General features: G+C 32.0%; 19 protein-coding genes. All 19 read right to left on the bottom strand.

Annotated features, from left to right (window positions below; translation table 11 throughout):
- Positions 1-13 precede the first annotated feature (13 nt).
- Positions 14-787 (bottom strand): AglZ/HisF2 family acetamidino modification protein, encoded by a 774-nt coding sequence (locus LV842_RS14025; RefSeq protein WP_233112063.1) that lies wholly within the window; start codon positions 785-787, stop codon positions 14-16.
- The gene (gene hisH, locus LV842_RS14020; protein WP_233112062.1) at positions 787-1401 is read right to left on the bottom strand and encodes an imidazole glycerol phosphate synthase subunit HisH; all 615 of its coding nucleotides are present in this window, start codon (positions 1399-1401) and stop codon (positions 787-789) included. The genes LV842_RS14025 and hisH overlap by 1 nt, the downstream gene beginning before the upstream one ends.
- Positions 1398-2534 carry an N-acetyl sugar amidotransferase gene (locus LV842_RS14015; protein WP_233112061.1) on the bottom strand — a complete coding sequence of 379 codons (1137 nt, stop codon included), beginning with the start codon at positions 2532-2534 and terminating at the stop codon, positions 1398-1400. The genes hisH and LV842_RS14015 overlap by 4 nt, the downstream gene beginning before the upstream one ends.
- A complete protein-coding gene (locus tag LV842_RS14010) occupies positions 2535-3368 on the bottom strand; it encodes a glycosyltransferase (protein ID WP_233112060.1) in 834 nt (277 codons plus the stop codon). It lies immediately after the preceding gene.
- Between the two features lie 20 nt (positions 3369-3388).
- The gene (locus LV842_RS14005; RefSeq protein WP_233112059.1) at positions 3389-4255 is read right to left on the bottom strand and encodes a glycosyltransferase family 2 protein; all 867 of its coding nucleotides are present in this window, start codon (positions 4253-4255) and stop codon (positions 3389-3391) included.
- 50 nt (positions 4256-4305) lie between these two features.
- Positions 4306-5325 (bottom strand): EpsG family protein, encoded by a 1020-nt coding sequence (locus LV842_RS14000; RefSeq protein WP_233112058.1) that lies wholly within the window; start codon positions 5323-5325, stop codon positions 4306-4308.
- 9 nt (positions 5326-5334) lie between these two features.
- Entirely contained in the window at positions 5335-6429 is a 1095-nt protein-coding gene (locus LV842_RS13995; protein ID WP_233112057.1) for a glycosyltransferase family 4 protein, read from the bottom strand.
- 6 nt (positions 6430-6435) lie between these two features.
- Positions 6436-7911: an oligosaccharide flippase family protein gene (locus LV842_RS13990; RefSeq protein WP_233112056.1), complete on the bottom strand. Its 1476-nt coding sequence runs from the start codon at positions 7909-7911 to the stop codon at positions 6436-6438.
- On the bottom strand, positions 7908-9026 hold the full coding sequence (locus LV842_RS13985) for a DegT/DnrJ/EryC1/StrS family aminotransferase (protein ID WP_233112055.1): 1119 nt from the start codon (positions 9024-9026) through the stop codon (positions 7908-7910). Before LV842_RS13985 ends, LV842_RS13990 begins: the two co-directional genes overlap by 4 nt.
- Positions 9027-9053: 27 nt before the next feature.
- Positions 9054-9602 carry an acyltransferase gene (locus LV842_RS13980; protein ID WP_233112054.1) on the bottom strand — a complete coding sequence of 183 codons (549 nt, stop codon included), beginning with the start codon at positions 9600-9602 and terminating at the stop codon, positions 9054-9056.
- The gene (locus tag LV842_RS13975) at positions 9599-10012 is read right to left on the bottom strand and encodes a sugar 3,4-ketoisomerase (RefSeq protein WP_233112053.1); all 414 of its coding nucleotides are present in this window, start codon (positions 10010-10012) and stop codon (positions 9599-9601) included. The genes LV842_RS13980 and LV842_RS13975 overlap by 4 nt, the downstream gene beginning before the upstream one ends.
- Entirely contained in the window at positions 10005-10403 is a 399-nt protein-coding gene (locus LV842_RS13970) for a sugar 3,4-ketoisomerase (protein WP_233112052.1), read from the bottom strand. Before LV842_RS13970 ends, LV842_RS13975 begins: the two co-directional genes overlap by 8 nt.
- A gap of 12 nt (positions 10404-10415) precedes the next feature.
- Positions 10416-11618 (bottom strand): UDP-N-acetyl-D-mannosamine dehydrogenase, encoded by a 1203-nt coding sequence (gene wecC, locus LV842_RS13965; RefSeq protein WP_233112051.1) that lies wholly within the window; start codon positions 11616-11618, stop codon positions 10416-10418.
- Positions 11619-11629: 11 nt separating this feature from the next.
- Entirely contained in the window at positions 11630-12745 is a 1116-nt protein-coding gene (wecB, locus tag LV842_RS13960; RefSeq protein ID WP_233112050.1) for a non-hydrolyzing UDP-N-acetylglucosamine 2-epimerase, read from the bottom strand.
- An 11-nt stretch (positions 12746-12756) separates the two neighbouring features.
- A complete protein-coding gene (locus tag LV842_RS13955; protein ID WP_233112049.1) occupies positions 12757-14097 on the bottom strand; it encodes a nucleotide sugar dehydrogenase in 1341 nt (446 codons plus the stop codon).
- A gap of 69 nt (positions 14098-14166) precedes the next feature.
- Entirely contained in the window at positions 14167-16539 is a 2373-nt protein-coding gene (locus LV842_RS13950; RefSeq protein WP_233112048.1) for a GumC family protein, read from the bottom strand.
- 26 nt (positions 16540-16565) lie between these two features.
- Positions 16566-17375, bottom strand: coding sequence for a polysaccharide biosynthesis/export family protein (locus LV842_RS13945; RefSeq protein ID WP_233112047.1), 810 nt, complete (start codon positions 17373-17375; stop codon positions 16566-16568).
- Positions 17376-17508: 133 nt separating this feature from the next.
- Positions 17509-18501: a mannose-1-phosphate guanylyltransferase gene (locus tag LV842_RS13940; protein WP_233112046.1), complete on the bottom strand. Its 993-nt coding sequence runs from the start codon at positions 18499-18501 to the stop codon at positions 17509-17511.
- Between the two features lie 20 nt (positions 18502-18521).
- The gene (locus LV842_RS13935) at positions 18522-20477 is read right to left on the bottom strand and encodes a polysaccharide biosynthesis protein (RefSeq protein ID WP_233112045.1); all 1956 of its coding nucleotides are present in this window, start codon (positions 20475-20477) and stop codon (positions 18522-18524) included.
- Between the last annotated feature and the right edge of the window lie 180 nt (positions 20478-20657).

The following is a 20657-nucleotide window of genomic DNA, read 5'->3' as shown; positions in this document are numbered from 1 at the left end:
TTTCTAATGTGTTTTAATTTTTCAATTGGTATAAATTCCATCTTTCGTCTATAGAAGGATAACTTATAAGTACTGCTCTATATTTTCCTTTAAAAACAAAAAGACTTCCGGCAGAAACTCCTATGGTTTGATATCTTTCGATGGCATTACGTATATCTTCTATTGAACCGGCTCCGCCTAAAATAGTCATAGGCATATCAGTCTCTTTTCTTATCATGTCAAACAACTTGAAATCGTATCCGCTCATTTTGCCATCTTCATCCACAGAATTGATAACAAGTTCGCCAATCCCTATTTCGTTGAGTTCTTTAAGAAAACGCTCAAGTTTTATATCTGCCGATTTTTTTCCGTTGTGCGTTACAATTTCATATCCACCAAAAAACTTCTTCTTTTTTATATCAATTACGACAACAACACTTTGAATACCTACCGCATCAGCAATCTCTTTTAAAAGTTTAGTATTTTGTAATGCAGCAGCACTAATAGCAACCTTTTCAGCACCCAGGCTAATAATTTTCTTAGCATGAGCAACCGTTTTCACTCCACCACCATAACAAAAGGGCATTCTGCATTCTACGGCAATATTCTTAATCATCTCAAAGTCGGGCTCTCTGCCTTCTACAGTGGCATCAATATCAATGACCATCAATTCATCAACCTCTTTTTCATTGAATATTTTAACAGCATTGATAGGATCTCCTACATATTTGGGATCTTTGAAATTAACTGTTTTTACAAGTCCTTTTTTATGTACCAAAAGACAGGGAATAATTCTTGATCGTAACATTATAGTAATGCGAAATTATGGAGTAAATTAACTCCGTTATGATGACTCTTTTCAGGATGAAACTGTATTCCGAATACATTTTCTTTGGTTACCGATGAAGCAAAGGATTTTCCATAGATAGAAGTTGTAAGAATATCTGATTCATCTGTACATTCGAAATAGTAAGAATGAAGAAAATAAAAACCTAATTTCGGATCAATATTCTGAAGGATTTTATGGTCTTTCTCAATATTGATGGAATTCCATCCTAAATGAGGTAATTTGGGTTTATGAGTAAGGGTAGAAGAGTCAATTTTTCTAACTTTTCCTTTAATATATCCTAAACCTTTTAAAGAACCTTCTTCACTACTTTCTGCAAGAATCTGCATTCCGACACAAATCCCGATGATAGGAACCTTATTTATCAGTACTTCCTTATCTAAGACTTCTCTGAAACCAATTGTATCAAGCATTGAAATAGTCTCATCAAATGAACCTACTCCCGGAAGAAATATCTTCTGAGCATTTATCACCTGCGCAGGATCCTTTGCAATTGTGTAAGCAACTCTGAGTTTTTCGTAAATATTTGCTATTGCATTGATATTTCCTGAACCGTAATCTATAATTGTTATCATCTTTTAATTGATCTTTCTATTCCCAGAAACTTTAAAACTTTTGCACCAAAATTAAACAAAGATTCCTGATTTTTGTAGTCCCAATAAAATTTCTTCGGCATCTCAAAGTACTTCCTAAGTTCATCAGAGCTTATACCAAGTTTTGTTCCAATGTAATTGAACTCTTCCTGAATTGTTTCCGGATTATAGGCCGGCTTCTTTAATTTCTCAAGAGCATCTTCTCTAGTCATTTGCCCCGTAAGAATTAAACTAGAGTATTGAACTCTACGGGTATCGAAACCAAATCTCTCGGGCATCCAATATCCTTCATAGAATTTTGTAAAACGAGATTCAAAGTGTTTTTGAGGATAAGGTTTCCATCCATATTCATCTGCTAGAATCTGCAAAGCATTCTCTTTTATGTATGGCATATTGTTCAATGGTTTTACAACCTGAATTTTGCGAATATAACGCAAGTAGAATTTATGTCTGAAAATTGGACTAAAAGGATAGGATTCCATTTTAATAGTACCAAATTTTTTAATAATATCTTTAAGCTGAGCCATATCTGTACCGTAATACAACCATTCCATTGGATTTCTTACACATTCCGTTGAAATATTACCTCCATTCAGGATGTATTTTATATTATGTTTATCTGCAAAATTATAAAGCGTTGCTATAAATGCATGATCCTGTGGAATATCCTGATGTGGAACTCCTGATTTGAAGAAAGCAAGCTGAAAATCTTTCATTTCTTCCCAGTTGATCACTTCCGTGTAAAGATCAAGCCCCAATTTGTCTACCATAACCTGAATGTTATGCACAGCCAATTCCGAGTTCCATCCTCCATCAACATGAAATACAAGTGGACGCAGTCCAAATTCCTTAACTGCCAAATGAAGCATATAAGAACTGTCAACACCACCACTCATACCTAAAATACAATCAAACTCCTTTCCTTCTCCTTCTTTTTTTATTTTTGCGATAGTTTCTTCTAGCTCTTTTCTACCTTTTTCGTCCGTATGCCAATTTGGTTTTACATTGGTATAAAAATCATTACAATGATCACACATTCCTTTATCATCAAAAGTTATTTTTGAATCTGATGTGTCCATTACACAATTCGTACAAATTTGATATTTAGTTTCCATTTAAATAATTTTAATATCTTTTCTATATTCAATATGAGATTGTTTTGAAAACTTCCATTTTAATCTTCCCGGAAGTTTATCAGTTGTTGCGTGCATCAAATGAGTGATGCTTATTGAAGGTTCATAAAAAACTTTGTAACCTTTTTCAAACAATTGTTTACTTAAAAAATATTCTTCATACATCAAAAAAGTCGGAGAATAAAGTTCTTCAAATAAATCAAAAAACTTAGGTGTCAAAATATAACATGCTCCATACCCCTGATAAATTTCGCCCGGTTTTTCATAATTATCCTCATCCTTTCTTCTTGTAAATTTATGAGTTACTTTAGCAAGTTTTATTATTAGTCTGGCAATATTATAATTAGAATGGTATAAATCGTAAAGCAATTCTCTCGCTTTACTTATACCTTCCACCACATGCGGATTTTGATGAAAACCATCACTGGTAACAATATCTGGAGAAATAACAGGATATTTTAAAATTAAATTTTTATTATCAAATATAGATTCATAAAAATTGGCAGGAAAAAGAACGTCATTATTTCCCACAATCATACAATTTATCTGGGAATAATTTTGTCTAAGATGTTTAATTCCAATATTCAACCCTTTAAAATACCCTACATTTTGGTTACTAAAAATTGCGTCAACATTTAAAGCATTTTCTGTAAAAGACTTTAATTTTGTAATATCATTTTCTTCCGAATTATTATCTACAATAACAATTTGAATGCGATCTTCATTGCCTACATTCTGTAATGATTTTATTGCATTTATTGTATAATCGGCATTATTAAAATTTGTAAAAACAAATCCAAGTTTTTCATTTAACATTAATTCTTCCTTATTAATTATTATTTAGCTGGCAATGAATAATTGAAAGCATCTTTAAAACCTCTATAACTACTTTTTAATTTAGATTTTATATCTTTTTCAACCACAATAATTTTAATAATTGAAAGGATATAGAAAAAATTCAATTTTAAAATAAAATAAGGATTGGTCAAGAAATAATCTCTTGTAACGATAACATGATTTCTAGACATAAAATATCTACGAAAACTGCTATGATTAGATGATATGATAGTGAAACCCAAAACTTTTTTCCTTAATGGATCACCAGCCTTATGTATCATTCCTGGTTTAGTTGTAATTAACGATCTTTTTCCATTCTTTTTTAATCTCAAAGAATATTCGATATCTACATTATCTATAAAAAAATCTTCTCTAAACCCCCCTATCTTAAAGAATGTATCAACACTAATCATACATCCTGAAGTAATTAAATAATCTTTTTCAAAATAAAGTTGATTTTTATTTCCCTCAACAAACCTTTCATTATGATTAGAAACGTAGCCTACTCCAATAGCCCCAATTTCAGCCTTATTATTGTATGAATCATAAACTTCACTTATTACACTAACAATATTATCAAATGGTGTTGAATCCTGATCAAAAGTTAAAACATGATCAATATTTGAGTTTCTCGCCTCTTCTAAACCTTGGTTAAGAGCTTTAGCAATCCCAAAATTTTCGTTATTCTTTATTACTTTAACTTCAGGGTATTCTTTTTGAATTGAATGAATAAATACACTTGAAGTATTATCTGAGAAATTATCAACAATTATTACAAGACCAACTTGATGATAAATTGTCTCAACCAGATTTAACAATCTTTCATCAGGATTATAGGTAATAATAAGACTCGCTACCTTTGACATTTTTGGACTTTCCATTCTTGTAAAAAATATATTGATTAAGATTTTAAATATTATAATAACAGTTTTGTAACAAATATCGAGAAACACAAATGTACAAGTCCTATTATGAAAATAAAGAAATTAGCGACCCCTCTATTTCTAAACACATATAATAAACATGGTGTCAATATAATCTCTACTATTAATAATAATTCACTCATTCTTGTACTAATCCCAGGAATCGAAGCAAAAGCTGAAAAAACAAATAGAGAAATAAAATAAATTTTTATAAGCAAAATCGCATACTCATTTTTCTCTTTTATTAATTTAATTTTCCACAATAGAAAAGAAGCTAATAAAATCCTTGACAGGTAAACATAATTAAATAAATTAATATCATTATCATAAGTACTATATGACTCAAACTTCATTTGGATAAGATCAATTTTAAGGAAGTCTAAGAAAAAAAATAAATTGATCTTAGAAAAGTACATTATATACCCTAAAGGTATGAGGGCAAAATAAACTTTTTTATTTATCTCCTTACTATTTAAAAAATAAAAGAATAAAATTATTAATGCTGAAAAATGGAAAAAAAAGGCCAGCAATGAAAAGAACAAAAAAAGCCAAATCTTTCTTTCTTTAATAGGCTTAATACACAATAGCACTAGACCTGCTGCAACTCCGGCTCTAATTTGAGTCATTTCTAGGATTAAAAAAAAACTACAAAAATAGATAAATACTGAATGTAATTTAAAATGCGATAAATTACGGATTGCAATATATTTAAAATAAACTCCTAAAAATGCATATATTACGAATAAGAATAAGACATTATGAAATAGATTATCTACTAGTTTCGAGATATAGATAAATGATGGTTCAACTCTAGAAAAAGAATCATTTATAACAGCATTATAATAATCAACATAGCCAGTATAATCATTTGTTACGTCATCACTTCTAAATCCTGCAATTAAAAATAATAGCATTCCTGATAAAACAAAAAATGAATTCACAAATTTTGCTTTTCGGAGAAAAATTACGCTTAGTAATAAAACAAAATATACTAAAAAGAATAAATAAACCATTTCTATTTTTTAGATTCCTTTGTTGATTATTTCATTTTCAAAACAATTAATCATTTTAATTGAAGAATTATACCAACTCAGATCTTTAACATCTTCCAATGCCCTATTAATTTTCTCATTGTATAATTCATCGTTAGCTATCCTTTTAATTTTATCAACAATATCAAAAGGATCGCCGATTTTAACAATCCACGCATTATCTTCCCTTGCTGGGTAGTAACCGGTTGTAATTACAGCTACTCGACATGCCATTGCTTCAATTACCGGATAATGCACAGCTCCTAGCTGAATTTTACCGGGAGCAATAAGTATATCTAAGGATTTATAAAAGCCCGCTAATTCACGATCATTTTTAGGATAAACAATCGAAATACCATCAACATTTGCTAATTCTTCATTTCCAAATGCTATTTTTAGTTCTAAGTCGAAATTATCAGCTTTAAGCAACTTAAATGCTTCAATTACATCATCAGTACCTTTCCATGCAGCAATTCTTCCAATACATCCAATAACCAATTTTTTCTTACTCAAATCCTTTCTTTCAAAATCATCTGGATGAAAAATATCAAAATCCATGGCAGGATAAACATAATCTTTTGCTTTTATATACTTATAATTTAAATATAAAGGAGCATTAACAATTCTTAAGAAATCAAGAGAATAACTTATTCTAGATAAAAAAGAAAGTACATAATTTTTATATCCTCCAAGTGCCAATTGAGTTCCAACCTCGTCTGCTTGTATATAATATGCTTTTAAAGATTTTAATTTAGCAAAATGAATAGGAAATGTAGTATGCGATTGATTCGCAAGGATTACATCAAATTCCTCATTCTTTAAAGACTTTAACCCCTTATATAATGAAATAATATCATGAAAAAATTTATACTTACTTTTTATTTCACTTCTGGGACCATCTAAAAAATTGCCTTTCCTATCAACCCAAAGAATTTTTGCGGTTGTAGGATAATTAGGGTAATCGCTATCGGTAATTGATAAAAAAGTAACTTCATGTCCTAATTCAATCCATGTATTTGCTAAATTGGAAAGTACTCTATACCCTCCTTGTTTTCCAAAACCAAAAACAGGTATTAAAATTTTCATCAATAATTATTTTTTTAATTTTTTAAGCAATCCCGAAATATTTATTCTTTTGTCTAATTGTTTATACGAGAATAAAAGTGAACTTACTATAAGTAACGATCCAATAAAATAAGAATAAGGATTAACAACAAACTTCATTATCAAAAACGTAATAGCTGCATTAAAAAAAAGTAATGCAAAGATTTTAAAGAATGCCACTTCATAATAAAAACCGTATTTCTTTTTGCTTAAAATAAGAAGTTGTAACAAATAAAGAAAATAACTTAATAAAAAAGATATACCAACGCCTACTAATCCATAATAATAATAACCAACCATATTTAGTATTAGCATGTAAAAATTCACAAAAAACTCATTCCAAAAGTAAATTTTCGAATCTCCTTTTGCTAATAATAAAAATGCGATTGCCCAAGATGCAGCCTTAAAAAAAATACCCATCGCTAGCCAAAGTACCATATCTTCAATAGCAAAAAAACTTCTCGAATATAAGATCAGGATTACAGGCTTTATAAAGACAAGAAAAATTAAAATTATGGGGCCTAAGATTAATATCGAAATTTCTGCTTGTTGATTAATTGCTGTTTTACATAGTTCATTAGAATTCGAGATAGCAGACAAACGTGGTAAATAATCTGTTGCCATAGCAGTGAAAATCAATCCTACATATGTATTTATCAACGAAAATCCCGCTGAAAAAAGACCTACATGCTCAACCCCACCAATCTTACTAATAAATATTTGTAATATATAAGTACAAGCAGTCAACATAAATCCACTCATGCTGATTAAAAATCCCATTTTCAACATGCTCTTTCCTTCACTCACTATCACTGATCGAGACACGGAAACAGGTTTAACATTTACTTTTTTAGCATAAAACCATGATACAATAAATGATAAAACAGATGATGCGACCAGTGCTGGAATTATGCCATTCAGCCCATAGAAATAGTAAAGCGGAATAGCCACTACTAAACCAATAATACTACCTAATAAATTAGCTTTAGCTAAAAAATTTAGCTGACGCATACCTTGAAGAACAACTAATTGACCAGATGTTAACTGATTAAAAAGTAAGACTATCGAAATTAAAACAAAGGACCAGGTATACTCATTATTTCCAAAAGTAAAATTACTTAACAAATTAGAACCAACAATAATAACTAAACCTCCAAATATCCCAGTAATCCATACCCAACTTTTCAGAACTTGAATGATCAATGCAATTCTTTTTTCATCATTCGAAGAATAAGCTGAAGAGACATCACGAACGGCACTTGTTCCAATACCAAAGTTTGTAATCCCCCCTATCAATGAAATTGTTGTATTAAACAACCCCAACATTCCTATACCTGCAGAACCAAGTAGAACAGCAATAAATTTTGAACGTAAAACGGTTATTATAATAGTAAAGAATTGCACCCCTCCAAAAAGAGACGTGGCTTTTACAATATTCCGATAAGAAGATTCTTGGTCGCTCATGATTGTAATATAGCGGTGCTAAAATTATTTAAAACTGATACAACTTTATTAACTTCAATTTCCGTCATGACAGGACTTATTGGCAAACTCAATACTTCATCATGAATTTTTTCTGTTATTGGTAATGATAAATTATTGAAATTTGGATAACATTCTTGTTTATGAGGAGGGGTTGGATAATGAATTAGTGTTTGAATTCCATTATCACTCAAATAATTCTGTAAAACCTCTCTATTTTTTGTTCTTATAACAAAAATATGCCACACATCTTCATTATCATTCCCTTTTTGCGGGAGAACAATTTCAGTATTTTTAATGTTTTCTAAATAGAAATCAGCAATTTTTTGTCTAGACATAGTTTCAGCATCTGTATATGCTAATTTGATGTTTAAAAATGCCGCCTGAATTTCATCCATACGACTATTCAAGCCTTGAAATTGATTTATATATTTTTGTGCTGAACCATAATTTGCTAAAGCTCTAATAGTTTTCACTAATTCTGGGTCTTTTGCAGTAACTGCTCCCGAATCACCTAATGCTCCTAAATTTTTGCCAGGATAAAAACTAAATCCGGCAACATCTCCTAAATTTCCCGTCCTGATCCCATTCCAACTAGCTCCAATCGCTTGCGCATTATCTTCAATAATTTTTAGATTATATTTACGAGACAAAGCAGATAACTCATCACTCCAGCAAACTTTTCCATATAAGTGAACTACCATTATAGCTTTAGTCTTCTGAGTAATTTTACTCTCAATCAGACTAAAATCTAAGTTATAAGTATCTAGATTAGGCTCAACAAAAACCGGAACTAAATTATTGTCAGTTACTGCTAAAATTGAAGCAATGTATGTATTAGCCGGCAATATCACTTCATCGCCTTCTTTCATAATTCCTAACTCAATATATGCTTTAAAAATTAATCGTAATGCATCTAATCCATTGGCAACAGCTACAGCTTTACCACCTCCTTGAAAAGTTTCTAAACTACTCTCGAACTTTTGTACGCGCTCACCTAATAAATACCAACCACTATCTATTACTTCTGCTGCAACTTGCTTAAGTTCTGTAGCATATTGTGCATTTATCTTCTGTAAATCTAAAAATTTAATCATTTTTGAGTTTATAATACTTTAAAAAAATTATACCTGTTTTAACTCATTATTTTCAGCAATCCATTTATTACCAAGATTGTCAATAAAATAATTCTCTTTTTTTTCCATTTTAGTCCCATCACAATTTAACCAGCCAACAATTTTTGCAGGCGATCCAACTACTAAAGCTCGTGAAGGAATATTTTTTGTTACTAACGCACCAGCACCTACCATTGCATACTCTCCAATAACTACTCCACCTAAAATTATAGATGCAGCACCAATTGAAGCATTTTTTTCAATTTTTGTTCTTTTGAATTCCTGAGGATATTGTTTTGACCTTGGTCTTTCATCATTGGTAAATGTTACATTGGGTCCAACAAAAACAGAATCAGCTATTTCAATTCCATCCCAAAGATAAACCCCACTTTTTATAGTTACATTGTTACCAATTTTAACATCATTTTCTATAAATACATGACAATTAATATTGCATGAGTTACCAATGATTGCACCCCTTAATATTATAGAAAATTGCCAAACATAAGTATCTGATCCAATATTTTTTGTTTGAACATCTGCTAAATCATGTATCATATTATAAAATTTAAAAAATCGTTATAATTCCTGATGTAGTCGTTTTCATTATATGTGTGAGAAGCTAAAACAAGGCAAATCGCACCTGCAGAGAAGTTTACTTCCGAAGCCCAAACTCCCGGTGGAATATGCAATCCTATACTAGGTCTGTTAAGAAAAACTTGTCTTTTATATTTCCCATCATCCAAACTCACCTCAAAGCTACCACTGGCAGCAATTAGAAATTGGTGACATTCTTTATGAGCATGGGCTCCTCTATTTTCGCCGGCAGCTATATCGTAAAGATAAAATACTCTTTTTACATTAAATGGAAAATTTGAATTGTTTTCAACAACTGTTAAATTTCCCTCTTCAAAACTGATTTTACCCAAATCGACGACAGAGCAGTCAAAGACTGAAATTTTATCCATTCTTATATTTTTTAAACTGTTCGAAATCTCTTATATAATCATTATCATCATAAAGTTTATCAGAAACTATCAGAGCCAAAGAGTTTGTAGAGAAATTTTCTATTCTTCTCCAAAACATTTTAGGAATATATAACCCGTAGTAAGAACGATTTAAAGAAAATTTTTCTTCTTTTTCACCATCATTTATTATAACATCAAAGCTTCCGGATAAGGCAATTATAAATTCCTGTTGTTCTTTAAATGCATGACTTCCTCTTACTTCACCACCCGGAACATCATAAATCCAATAGGTTCTTGCAATTTCAAATGGAAGTTGATTCGGATATTCAAAAAATGATAAATTTCCTCGTTTATCTAATATTTTGGGGAGATTTATATTGCTTATTTCCATTAGTTTAAATTTTTAAATTCCACAAAAATTTAATACCATTTGATTTTCTCCAAATGCAATTGTCTTAAACTCGTTATGAGCAACCAATAAAGCCACAATATCAGCCTTTTCTACCGCTTCCTGATATGGAGTAATTTTGAAGATATTATGTTCCGTAATGTTAGGTTCTACAATAAAATATTCTTCATCGTTAGCATCTTGCAAAACTCTTTGTACAATATATTTTGCAGGAGACTCGCGAAGGTCATCAATATTAGGTTTAAAAGCCATTCCCATTAAAGCAATTTTTGGTGCTCTGTTATATTTTATTTGAAATTCTTTTTTAGCATCATTGATTTTTTCTGCACACCAAAAAGCTTTATGATTATTCACTTCTCTCGCTTTACCAATAAGACGAGATTCCAAAGGATAATCTGAAACAATAAAATAAGGATCAACAGCAATACAATGCCCTCCAACTCCACATCCAGGTTGTAATATATTTACACGGGGGTGTTTGTTTGCCAATTCTATCAATTCCCAAACATTAATTCCTGCTTTATCACAAATAAGCGAAAGTTCATTAGCGAAAGCAATCTGAACATCACGTGAAGAATTTTCTGTAAGTTTACACATTTCCGCAGTACGTGCATTAGTAGCATGAAGCTTCCCTTTCACAAACTGGCTATAAAAATCAATTGCTTTTTGTGTAGATATTTCATTAATACCACCAATTACACGATCATTATGAACAAGTTCGTACATTACATTTCCAGGAAGCACTCTTTCCGGACAGTATGCTAAAAATATCTTACCTTCTAATTCTGGTCTTTTCGCATAGATAAGATTCATCATTTTCTCGGTAGTACCTACAGGTGATGTAGATTCGATAATGTATAAATCGTTCTCTTTAAGAAGAGGAATAATCCCTTCTGTAGCTGCTTGAACATAGGAAATATCCGGTTCGTGATTTCCCTTAAAAGGAGTGGGTACAACTATAAGATATGTATCTCCAATAACAGCTTTGGTAGCTGCTTTTAAATAACCATTTTTTACTGCAGATAAAACCGCTCTGTCTAATTCAGGCTCTACAATATGAATTTTTCCTGCATTAATTGTATCTACAACATGTTGCGAAATATCTACACCATGTACAGCTATATTATTATTTGCTATTAAGGCAGATGTTGGTAATCCAATGTATCCTAATCCTATAGTTACTACTTTTGTTTCCACGTAAGCGTTTTTTATTTTAATTTAATAAATTCTACAATTCTGTTACATGCTTTCCCATCTCCATAAGGATTATGCAAAGCACTCATTTCTTGATATCTATCAAGATCTTTTAAAAGGCTATTGGTTTCGTTAATAATTTTGTTCTTATCTGTCCCAACCAAAATAACAGTTCCAACATTGACTGCTTCTGGTCTTTCAGTAGTATCTCTCATTACCAAAACCGGTTTTCCTAAACTTGGAGCTTCTTCCTGCACACCACCTGAATCTGTTATGATTATATGAGACTGATTCATCAACCAAACAAAAGAAGGATATGCCAATGGATCAATTAATTGAATATTTTCTATATCAGATAAAATCTCAAAAACGGGTCCTTTTACATTTGGATTTAAATGAACTGGATAAATAATCTGCACGTCAGGATTATTTTCTGCAATCTCTTTTAATGCTTCACAAATATTAATAAATCCTTGACCATGATTTTCTCTTCGATGCCCAGTAACAAGTATTAATTTTTTAGAAGTATCTACTAATGTTTTTAGAAATTCAATATCTTCGTTATGTATTGAACTCACTCGATCTGAACTTTCTAATAAAGCATCAATTACTGTATTTCCAGTAACCAATATAGAATTTTCTTCTACATTTTCTGCCAATAAGTTTTGTTTAGATTGCTCTGTCGGGGCGAAATGATAATCTGTTATCCTACCTGTAACCTGTCTATTAATTTCTTCAGGAAAAGGAGATCTTTTATTATGTGTCCTTAAACCAGCCTCTACATGACAAATTTTTGCTCCTGAATAAAAAGAAGCAATACCTGCTGCCATTGTTGTTGTTGTATCTCCATGAACATATACGAAGTCTGGTTTAAAATCATCTAGCACCGATTTCATCCCACTAATAATATCTGCGGTTAAGGAATATAAATTTTGATTTGGTTTCATTAAATCCAAATCATAATCTGGTTTTATTTCAAAAAAATCCAATACCTGATCCAACATTTCTCTATGTTGAGCAGTAACACAAACTTTGGTTTCAAATTCCTTATGCTTTTGAAATTCCTTAACAAGAGGAGCCATTTTAATGGCTTCTGGTCTAGTTCCGAAAATAATTAGATTTTTTTTCAAGTGTTTATTTTTTATAATCTTTTATCCGTTTTTTCTTTTTCCCATCCTCCCTTCACATCATATACCACATTTATCTCCTTCAAACAAGAGTTCAGATCTAGAGTAAGAAATTCCTGATGTGCCACAGTAAGTATAATAGCATCAAACTTTTGAGATTCTCCATTATGGTAAGAGGAAGAAAGTGCAGAATGGCAAATTATCCCATATTCATTCATTACTTCTTCAGGATTTGCCCAGGGGTCATACGTTATTACCTCTACTCCATATTCTTCCAGATTTGTAATTACATCTATGGCCTTTGAATTTCTGATATCCGGACAGTTTTCTTTAAACGTAATTCCTAAATTCAACACTCTGGCACCCTTGATTGGAATATTTTTCTGAATCATTAATTTAATAACCTGAGAAGCGACAAATGCTCCCATAGAATCATTCAGTCTTCTTGCACTTAATATTAATTCCGAATAATATCCTATCTCCTGAGCTTTTTGAGCGAGATAAAAAGGATCTACTCCAATGCAATGTCCGCCAACTAATCCCGGTTTAAAGTTCAGAAAATTCCATTTGGTTCCTGCTGCTTTCAATACATCATGTGTATCAATATCCATCAATGAAAAAATCTTTGCCAACTCATTCATGAAAGCAATATTGACATCACGTTGTGAATTCTCAATCACTTTTGAAGCTTCTGCTACTTTAATAGTAGGAGCTAGGTGAGTTCCGGCAGTAATTACCGATTTATATAAATGATCTACTATTTTTCCAATTTCAGGAGTTGAGCCAGATGTTACTTTTAATATCTTATCTACGGTATGTTGTTTATCTCCAGGATTGATTCTTTCCGGAGAATAGCCCGCAAAAAAATCTGTATTGAATTTCAATCGGGAAACCTTTTCCAATACCGGAACACATTCTTCTTCTGTTACTCCCGGATAAACTGTAGATTCATAAATTACAATATCTCCTTTTTTCAAAACTTTTCCGACAGTTTCTGATGCTTTATATAGTGGTGTAAGATCAGGTCGGTTATGCTTGTCAACCGGAGTAGGAACTGTAATAATGTATATGTTGGCTTGTCTGATATCCTCTAAGTTGGTTGAACAATACAAACCGTTCTTTATTTCGATTTGGGACTCCTCATTACTATTTGAAATCTCAGTACAACTTAATAAAACAGATTGAAGAACTTCATCTTCAACTTCCAGCGTAGCATCGTGTCCGTTGTTAAGTTCAGCAACTCTGTTTTGATTAATATCAAAACCCACCACCGGATATTTTGTTGCCAATAACCTTGCCAAGGGTAAGCCGACATAACCTAAACCAATTACTGCTATTTTATGTTTTTTGTTCATTTACTTTTTTAGATATTAGCCTCCAGCTATCGGAACACTTAGATATTATTACTCAACAATCTCTATTCCCTACTTTCCGAATATTTTTTTCCACCAAAGCTTTTTTACATCTGCACTATAGCCATACCCATATTTGTACCCGTAACCATAACCACTATTCCTTTTTGATACATCATTGAGAACAAAGCCTACATTATGAATCTTTTTATCTTTAATTTGGTGATTGGCAAATTTAATTAGTTCTTTTTCTGTATGTCTAGATCTTGTTACATATACCGTAACATCTGCTACATCTGCAATCAGGAAAGAATCGGTTACCAACATTAGTGGTGCCGTATCTAAAATAATATAATCATAGTGAGGTTTTAAGCTTTCTACCATTTCCTGATATCTTCCATTAGATAATAATTCGGTAGGGTTTGGTGTAATGGCCCCAGAATAAATCACATCACAATAGGGGTTGAACGAAGTCTTGTGAGTAATTTCGGAAGCAAGCATCTGATCATCGTACATAAATTCTGAAAGCCCAATCATCCCTCTTCTGCTTTCATTATATCGCTGTAGTTGTGGATTTCTGATATCAGACCCAATAATAATCACTTTTTTTCTAGGCGTAGCTAATGTTAACGCCAAATTTACTGAAGTAAATGTTTTACCTTCGCCTTTCACTGTAGACGTCACAAAAATCACATTTCCTTTTTTATTTTTTGGTAACATGAAATTCAGATTGGTAATCAAAATACGGAATGCTTCCGCTAACGGTGATAAATCATTCAACTGTACCAATTCTGGTTCTCCTTTTTCCAACGATGGTAATTCTCCAATTACCGAAGCTCCTTCAGAGAGTTTTTCAAGATCGTGCTTAGTTTGCACCTTATTATTAAATAACTCCACCAAATAAATAACCCCAAACGGAATCAATAATCCAATAACTAAAGCTCCCAAATAAATAATCATTTTTTTGGGGGAAACAGGAATAGGATTCGTTAATGCATCATCTACTATACGAGCCTTAGGGGCAGCAATTGCCAAAGAGATTGCCGCTTCTTCTCTTTTCTGCAATAATAATAAATATAATTGTTCTTTAATATTCTGTTGTCTCTCAATGCTTCTGAATAACTTTTCCTGTACCGGAATTTTAGAAATCATTCCTGATAGACGGTTCTGCTCCATCTGAATATTTGACCCTGTAATTTGCAATGCCGATTTGCTTTTTTGTAAACTGGCCCCGATTGCAGTACGCATTCCGTTAATCTGCTTGGTCACATCCTGAACCAATGGGTTTGCTGTGGTTGAATTCTCCAGCAATCGGTTTCTTTCAATCACCAACTGATTGTATGCTGCAATATCAGAAGTTGTATTTGAATCTTTTAGTCCCACATTCAGTGGCAAAACCTGAAAATTTCCTTGTCTATTTAAATAGCTTATTAAACTATTTACTAATTCTAACTGAGATTCATTTTCAAGTTGCACATCACGGGTAGCAGCTACACTTTTTAATGACAATTCTGCTTCTGTCTGAATATCTGCTATATTATTTCTAACTTTAAAATCTTCTTTCTGATTTTCAACTTTACCTAGTTCATTACCAATCAATTTAATTCTATCATCAATAAATGAAGCTGTTTTTTGGGCTTCTGAACTTTTATCCAAAATCGCTTCACGATTGTAATTTACTGCTAAACGATTCAGAATTTCTTCTGTTTTTTCAGGAACTATATCATTCATTGAAATCTTCAGAACTGTTGCTTCTTTCTGTACTAAAGTAACACTCAACTTACTCAAAAGACTTCTTGTACGATTCATTCCAGACATGAATTGTAATGCATACTTCTCCTCATCTTTGGCAATCTTCTTAAAACGTGGATTTTTCTGAAAAATTACAACTCCAAAAGGTAATCTTACCGCTTTATTAAAATCTGTTTGTATATCCTGTTTAAAAAATTCTGATTTTAAAACAATACGTTCATTTCGTATTGATACAAGAACTTGTTTAGCCGGATATTTAGTTGTAGAGAATTCTTCAATTACCCTTACTATAAATGGTGCCGTTTCTTTGTATAATTCCGTATCTTTTACTTTTCCTTTTGCATAAATCCCGGTTTCCAACCCCAACTCTCTCACAACCGAAAGCATTAACTTTTTGGATTTAAAAATTTCAATTTCGTTATCCACCGAATTCGTACCCATTCCGCCAATTCCGCCCAATTCAGAAATTACCGATAATTCGGGCTGTCCAGATGCCGATTTCTTTACTTCCTTAATAAGCAGCGTAGTTTCTGTATTGTAAACAGGAATACTATATCTTAAGAAGAACCAAGCCCCTATAATTGTTATAATAATTCCAATAATAAACCAATACCAACGATGAAGATAAGGCTTAAGAATTTCTCTTAGGTTTAATGTTTCCTCCTGATTCTGATCCAAATAATTCTGATCCACTATAAATGATTAGGTGTGTAAATAAATTAATTTTTCGTCAATGCTAAAATACCGATTGCCAAAGAAGCAATAACCGATGCCACAGAAATATATAATCCTGTATTCGGATCTACTCTTGCTGCCTTTTCTCTATTAGCATTTGGCTGCACGTAAATAATATCATTTTGTTTTAAATAATAATAAGGAGAATTAATGAACTGAGCACTTGTAAGATCTATTCTCTCTTTAGTAAACTGACCATCAACATTTCTCACCACTAATACATTAGTTCTTATTCCAAAAGAAGTAAGATCTCCCGCTAATCCCAATGCACTTAATAAAGTCGCATTTCCGTCAGGAACCAAATAAGTTCCCGGTCTCGCTACTTCTCCTAATACAGAAACCCTGAAATTGATCAGTTTTATATCTACCACAGGATCTTTAACATACTCCCGAATTAAATCTGTAAGTTTTAGTCTGAATGTCTCTATATTTTCATTTTTTGTATTTACCTTTCCAATTTGAGGGAAAACAATATTTCCATCAGTATCTATATTGTATGTAGGTCCAGAAACAGGAATCTGTTGAGGAAGATTATTAGAACTTGGGGTAGAATACTGCGTAATCGTAGACGCCGAAGAATACACTTGATTAAAAGGCTTCACTACATCCATATCTTTTGCAGAAACCGTAATTAATAGTTGATCTCCCGGTTGTAATGTACTCCTGCTATTTTTCACAGAATTGTCTAATACCAGGTTTTCAATATCTTTCATATAGTTGATCTCCTGTCTTGTTCCGCATGAAAACAATAACACGGACAGCGCACCGCCCCAAATACAATTTTTCCAATTCATTCCTGATATATTTTTCACAAAAATATGATTATTATTTTTTAAACAAAAGCCTCAATTTTATTTTTTATTCATACTAAAATTAAGAATCAAAATTTAGATTTTATACTACTTTTGAACTTCAGCATTTCTTTATTTATCTTAATATTGATTTATATTTATCTAATTTTGCGTATACTTTCTTTACTTCCTGAGATTTTTCTTTCTGCAAAACCAACACTGCATCCGAAGTAAATACGAAAATACAGTTTTTCATCCCGACAAAAGCAGTGAAAATATCGGTTCCAATCACCATATTTCCATTTTCATCTACCGGATGACCATTTGATCTGAGGTAATCATACAATGATTCAAAAGATCCTAAATCATTCCATCTGAAATACGCCGGAATCACTTTAATTTTTCTTGAACGCTCCATTACCGCATAATCAATACTCAAAGATGGTATTCTTGATGAAGCTTCAGCATTCAGGATATGGTCTTTAGAAAGTTCCCATACTTCTGAACATCTTTCATAAATCTCCTGCTGATAATTTTTTAGTTCCTCTAATAAAGCTCCGGCTTTGCAACAGAACATCCCTGAATTCCAAAGGAAAGTTCCACGTTCCAAAAATTCCTGAGCTGTTTCCGTATTGGGTTTTTCTCTGAATGACAATACATTCTTCCCTTCATATTCAATATACCCATAGCCCGTTTCCGGCTTAGAAGGAATTACTCCAAAAGTCACTAAAAAACCCTGCTTTGCTAGATCTATAGATTCTCTAATTGCCTTTTCATAATTTTCCTCATCCTGAATTTGGTGATCTGAAGGCGTAATTAATAAAATATCCTCTTTATCTACAGCCAACGCTGCAAAAGCAATAGCTGCTGCCGTATTTCTAGCAACCGTTTCTGTGATAAATTGTTTATGAATGCTAATTCCTTTGAGAATATTTCTGCTCCATTCAATATGATCGTGGTTACCTACTACCATCAGCTCATCTACCAACCCTACATTTCTTTCTGCCGTTAATTCAAATAAAGATTTTCCAGAAAAAAGCTTTAAGAACTGTTTCGGATGTTGTTTTCGTGACAGTGGCCATAACCTGCTTCCTACTCCACCGCTTAAAATAACATTATAAATTTTCATATTTTTATTTTAAGCAAGTTTTATTCTATTATAATTTCTGCATTCTTAGCATCCAAAATTTCAAATTCTGAATTATTACTAATAAATTCAGGTACAATGGTCTTTAATATCTTTACTACTTCCAATCTATCTCTTTTAACTGCCGATTTAATAATCTGTACACATAACAAATCAATCTCTTCAAATCCTATAGTCGGATCTTTAGAAATCATGATCTTTTCGTGGTGCGTAGGAACCGTTGTCGCATTGTCACTTAGCAATTCTTCGTACAGTTTCTCTCCTGGTCTTAAACCTATAAAGCTTATTTTAATATCTAAATCCGGTGTATATCCTGATAGCTTAATCATTCTTTTAGCCAAATCCAAAATTTTCACGGGCTCTCCCATATCGAAGACATAAATTTCACCTCCATTTCCCATTGTTCCTGCCTGTAATACCAATTCACAAGCTTCTGGAATTGTCATAAAGTAACGGATAATATCAGGATGCGTAATCGTAATCGGACCTCCTTTTTCAATTTGTTTTTTAAAATGAGGAATCACAGAACCATTTGATCCTAATACATTTCCGAAACGTGTTGTGATGAATTTGGTTACATTCCCTTCCGAATTTTGCAAAGACTGTACAAAAAGTTCCGCAGTTCTTTTTGAAGCTCCCATTACATTCGTAGGATTTACTGCTTTATCGGTAGAAACCATTACGAAACGGTTAACCTTGTATTCTTTTGATAGCAATGCAACGTTTTTAGTTCCCAAAACATTGACAAAAATTGCTTCATGAGGATTGTCTTCTATCAAAGGTACATGTTTGTATGCTGCTGCATGATATACCATTGAAAACTGATGTTCCTCGAATATTTTTTCAAGCCTGTATTTATTTGAAATATCTGCCAGTATAAATTTAAAGTTCTGATCCGGAAATTTCTCCAATAATTCTAATTCCAGTTCATACAAAGGTGATTCAGCCTGGTCCAGCACAACAATCAAAGAAGGATTAAATTGGGCAACCTGTCTTACAATTTCACTTCCGATTGAACCTGCTCCACCTGTTACTAAAACATTTCTATCAAAATGTCTTTTTTTCACTTCCTCATTCTCAATTTTGATAGGTTTCCGATTCAACAAATCTTCAATTTGAAGTTGACGTATCCCTCCAACCAAATCAGAATCTCTCATTTTACTCAATGATGGGGCTTTCAATACTTTCAATCCATTATCCAATGCTAAAGTCATCCATTCTTCAAGTTCCTGCTTTGTCATTATTTCTTTAATGATCAATACCGCATCAAACTTTCTGATCAAATTTTCATTTTTAAAGAAATGTTCCTGATTGTATATTTTATGCCCTAATAGCATTGCGCGATTGGAATCTGATCTTTTCGTCAAAAAGCCATATAATCGATATGGATAACTAGGATTGTGCATAATAGCTCTCGCTACGGATACTGACGCATCCCCTACCCCTACAACAGCTACTTTTACTTTATATGAAAAACCTTTATAATCAATCAACATATTGAAAAACTGTTTGGTCACCATTCTAAAAAAGAACATTGCAGAAACAGAGATAAAAAAGTATAGAAATAAATTAGGGTAAAGGAACGGAGCCTTTCCTAAGAGTGTTTCCGTAAAATAATTAATAACAAGCAAAGTCGCTAAAGTACTCCCTGAAGAAAACATTATTTTAAAAAAATCAAAGAAAGTAGAATGCCTTATAATCCCCGCATATGTTTTAAACATAAACATAAACAGGACATTAATAAAAATGACCCCACTGATTTTTTGAAATGTATATTCTGGAAAACTATCTCTCACATGTAGCTTCTCTAAAAACAGAGAAGACAGCACTATAGAAAACAGCACAATAAGAATATCTATAACAATCACTAACCAACGAGGGACATATCTTAATTTTGTAATTTTCAATATGTTATCCCCATCGTACAGTACACTAAAAGCATTAAATAGCTTTTTCATTCAACATCAATTGGTTTTATAATTTTGGCTACAAATATAATGATATTATTCTTTCTTATCACCTAGTCTTGAATTTATTTTTTGTGGGATTCACATTACTTAAAAAATAATTTTAAATGCTTATTACATAATGGAAATTTCTCACTATTCTGAAAATATCTTATCAGGTATTTTCAGAAA

The organism is Chryseobacterium gwangjuense (assembly GCF_021311115.1).
Lineage (GTDB): Bacteria > Bacteroidota > Bacteroidia > Flavobacteriales > Weeksellaceae > Chryseobacterium > Chryseobacterium gwangjuense.
This window is presented reverse-complemented; position numbering and strand designations above follow the sequence as displayed.

Coding starts and splice junctions, on each gene's coding strand:
- LV842_RS14025 (WP_233112063.1), bottom strand. CDS start 787: ATGTTACGATCAAGAATTATTCCCTGTCTTTTGGTACATAAAAAAGGA.
- hisH (WP_233112062.1), bottom strand. CDS start 1,401: ATGATAACAATTATAGATTACGGTTCAGGAAATATCAATGCAATAGCA.
- LV842_RS14015 (WP_233112061.1), bottom strand. CDS start 2,534: ATGGAAACTAAATATCAAATTTGTACGAATTGTGTAATGGACACATCA.
- LV842_RS14010 (WP_233112060.1), bottom strand. CDS start 3,368: ATGTTAAATGAAAAACTTGGATTTGTTTTTACAAATTTTAATAATGCC.
- LV842_RS14005 (WP_233112059.1), bottom strand. CDS start 4,255: ATGTCAAAGGTAGCGAGTCTTATTATTACCTATAATCCTGATGAAAGA.
- LV842_RS14000 (WP_233112058.1), bottom strand. CDS start 5,325: ATGGTTTATTTATTCTTTTTAGTATATTTTGTTTTATTACTAAGCGTA.
- LV842_RS13995 (WP_233112057.1), bottom strand. CDS start 6,429: ATGAAAATTTTAATACCTGTTTTTGGTTTTGGAAAACAAGGAGGGTAT.
- LV842_RS13990 (WP_233112056.1), bottom strand. CDS start 7,911: ATGAGCGACCAAGAATCTTCTTATCGGAATATTGTAAAAGCCACGTCT.
- LV842_RS13985 (WP_233112055.1), bottom strand. CDS start 9,026: ATGATTAAATTTTTAGATTTACAGAAGATAAATGCACAATATGCTACA.
- LV842_RS13980 (WP_233112054.1), bottom strand. CDS start 9,602: ATGATACATGATTTAGCAGATGTTCAAACAAAAAATATTGGATCAGAT.
- LV842_RS13975 (WP_233112053.1), bottom strand. CDS start 10,012: ATGGATAAAATTTCAGTCTTTGACTGCTCTGTCGTCGATTTGGGTAAA.
- LV842_RS13970 (WP_233112052.1), bottom strand. CDS start 10,403: ATGGAAATAAGCAATATAAATCTCCCCAAAATATTAGATAAACGAGGA.
- LV842_RS13955 (WP_233112049.1), bottom strand. CDS start 14,097: ATGAACAAAAAACATAAAATAGCAGTAATTGGTTTAGGTTATGTCGGC.
- LV842_RS13945 (WP_233112047.1), bottom strand. CDS start 17,375: ATGAATTGGAAAAATTGTATTTGGGGCGGTGCGCTGTCCGTGTTATTG.
- LV842_RS13940 (WP_233112046.1), bottom strand. CDS start 18,501: ATGAAAATTTATAATGTTATTTTAAGCGGTGGAGTAGGAAGCAGGTTA.
- LV842_RS13935 (WP_233112045.1), bottom strand. CDS start 20,477: ATGAAAAAGCTATTTAATGCTTTTAGTGTACTGTACGATGGGGATAAC.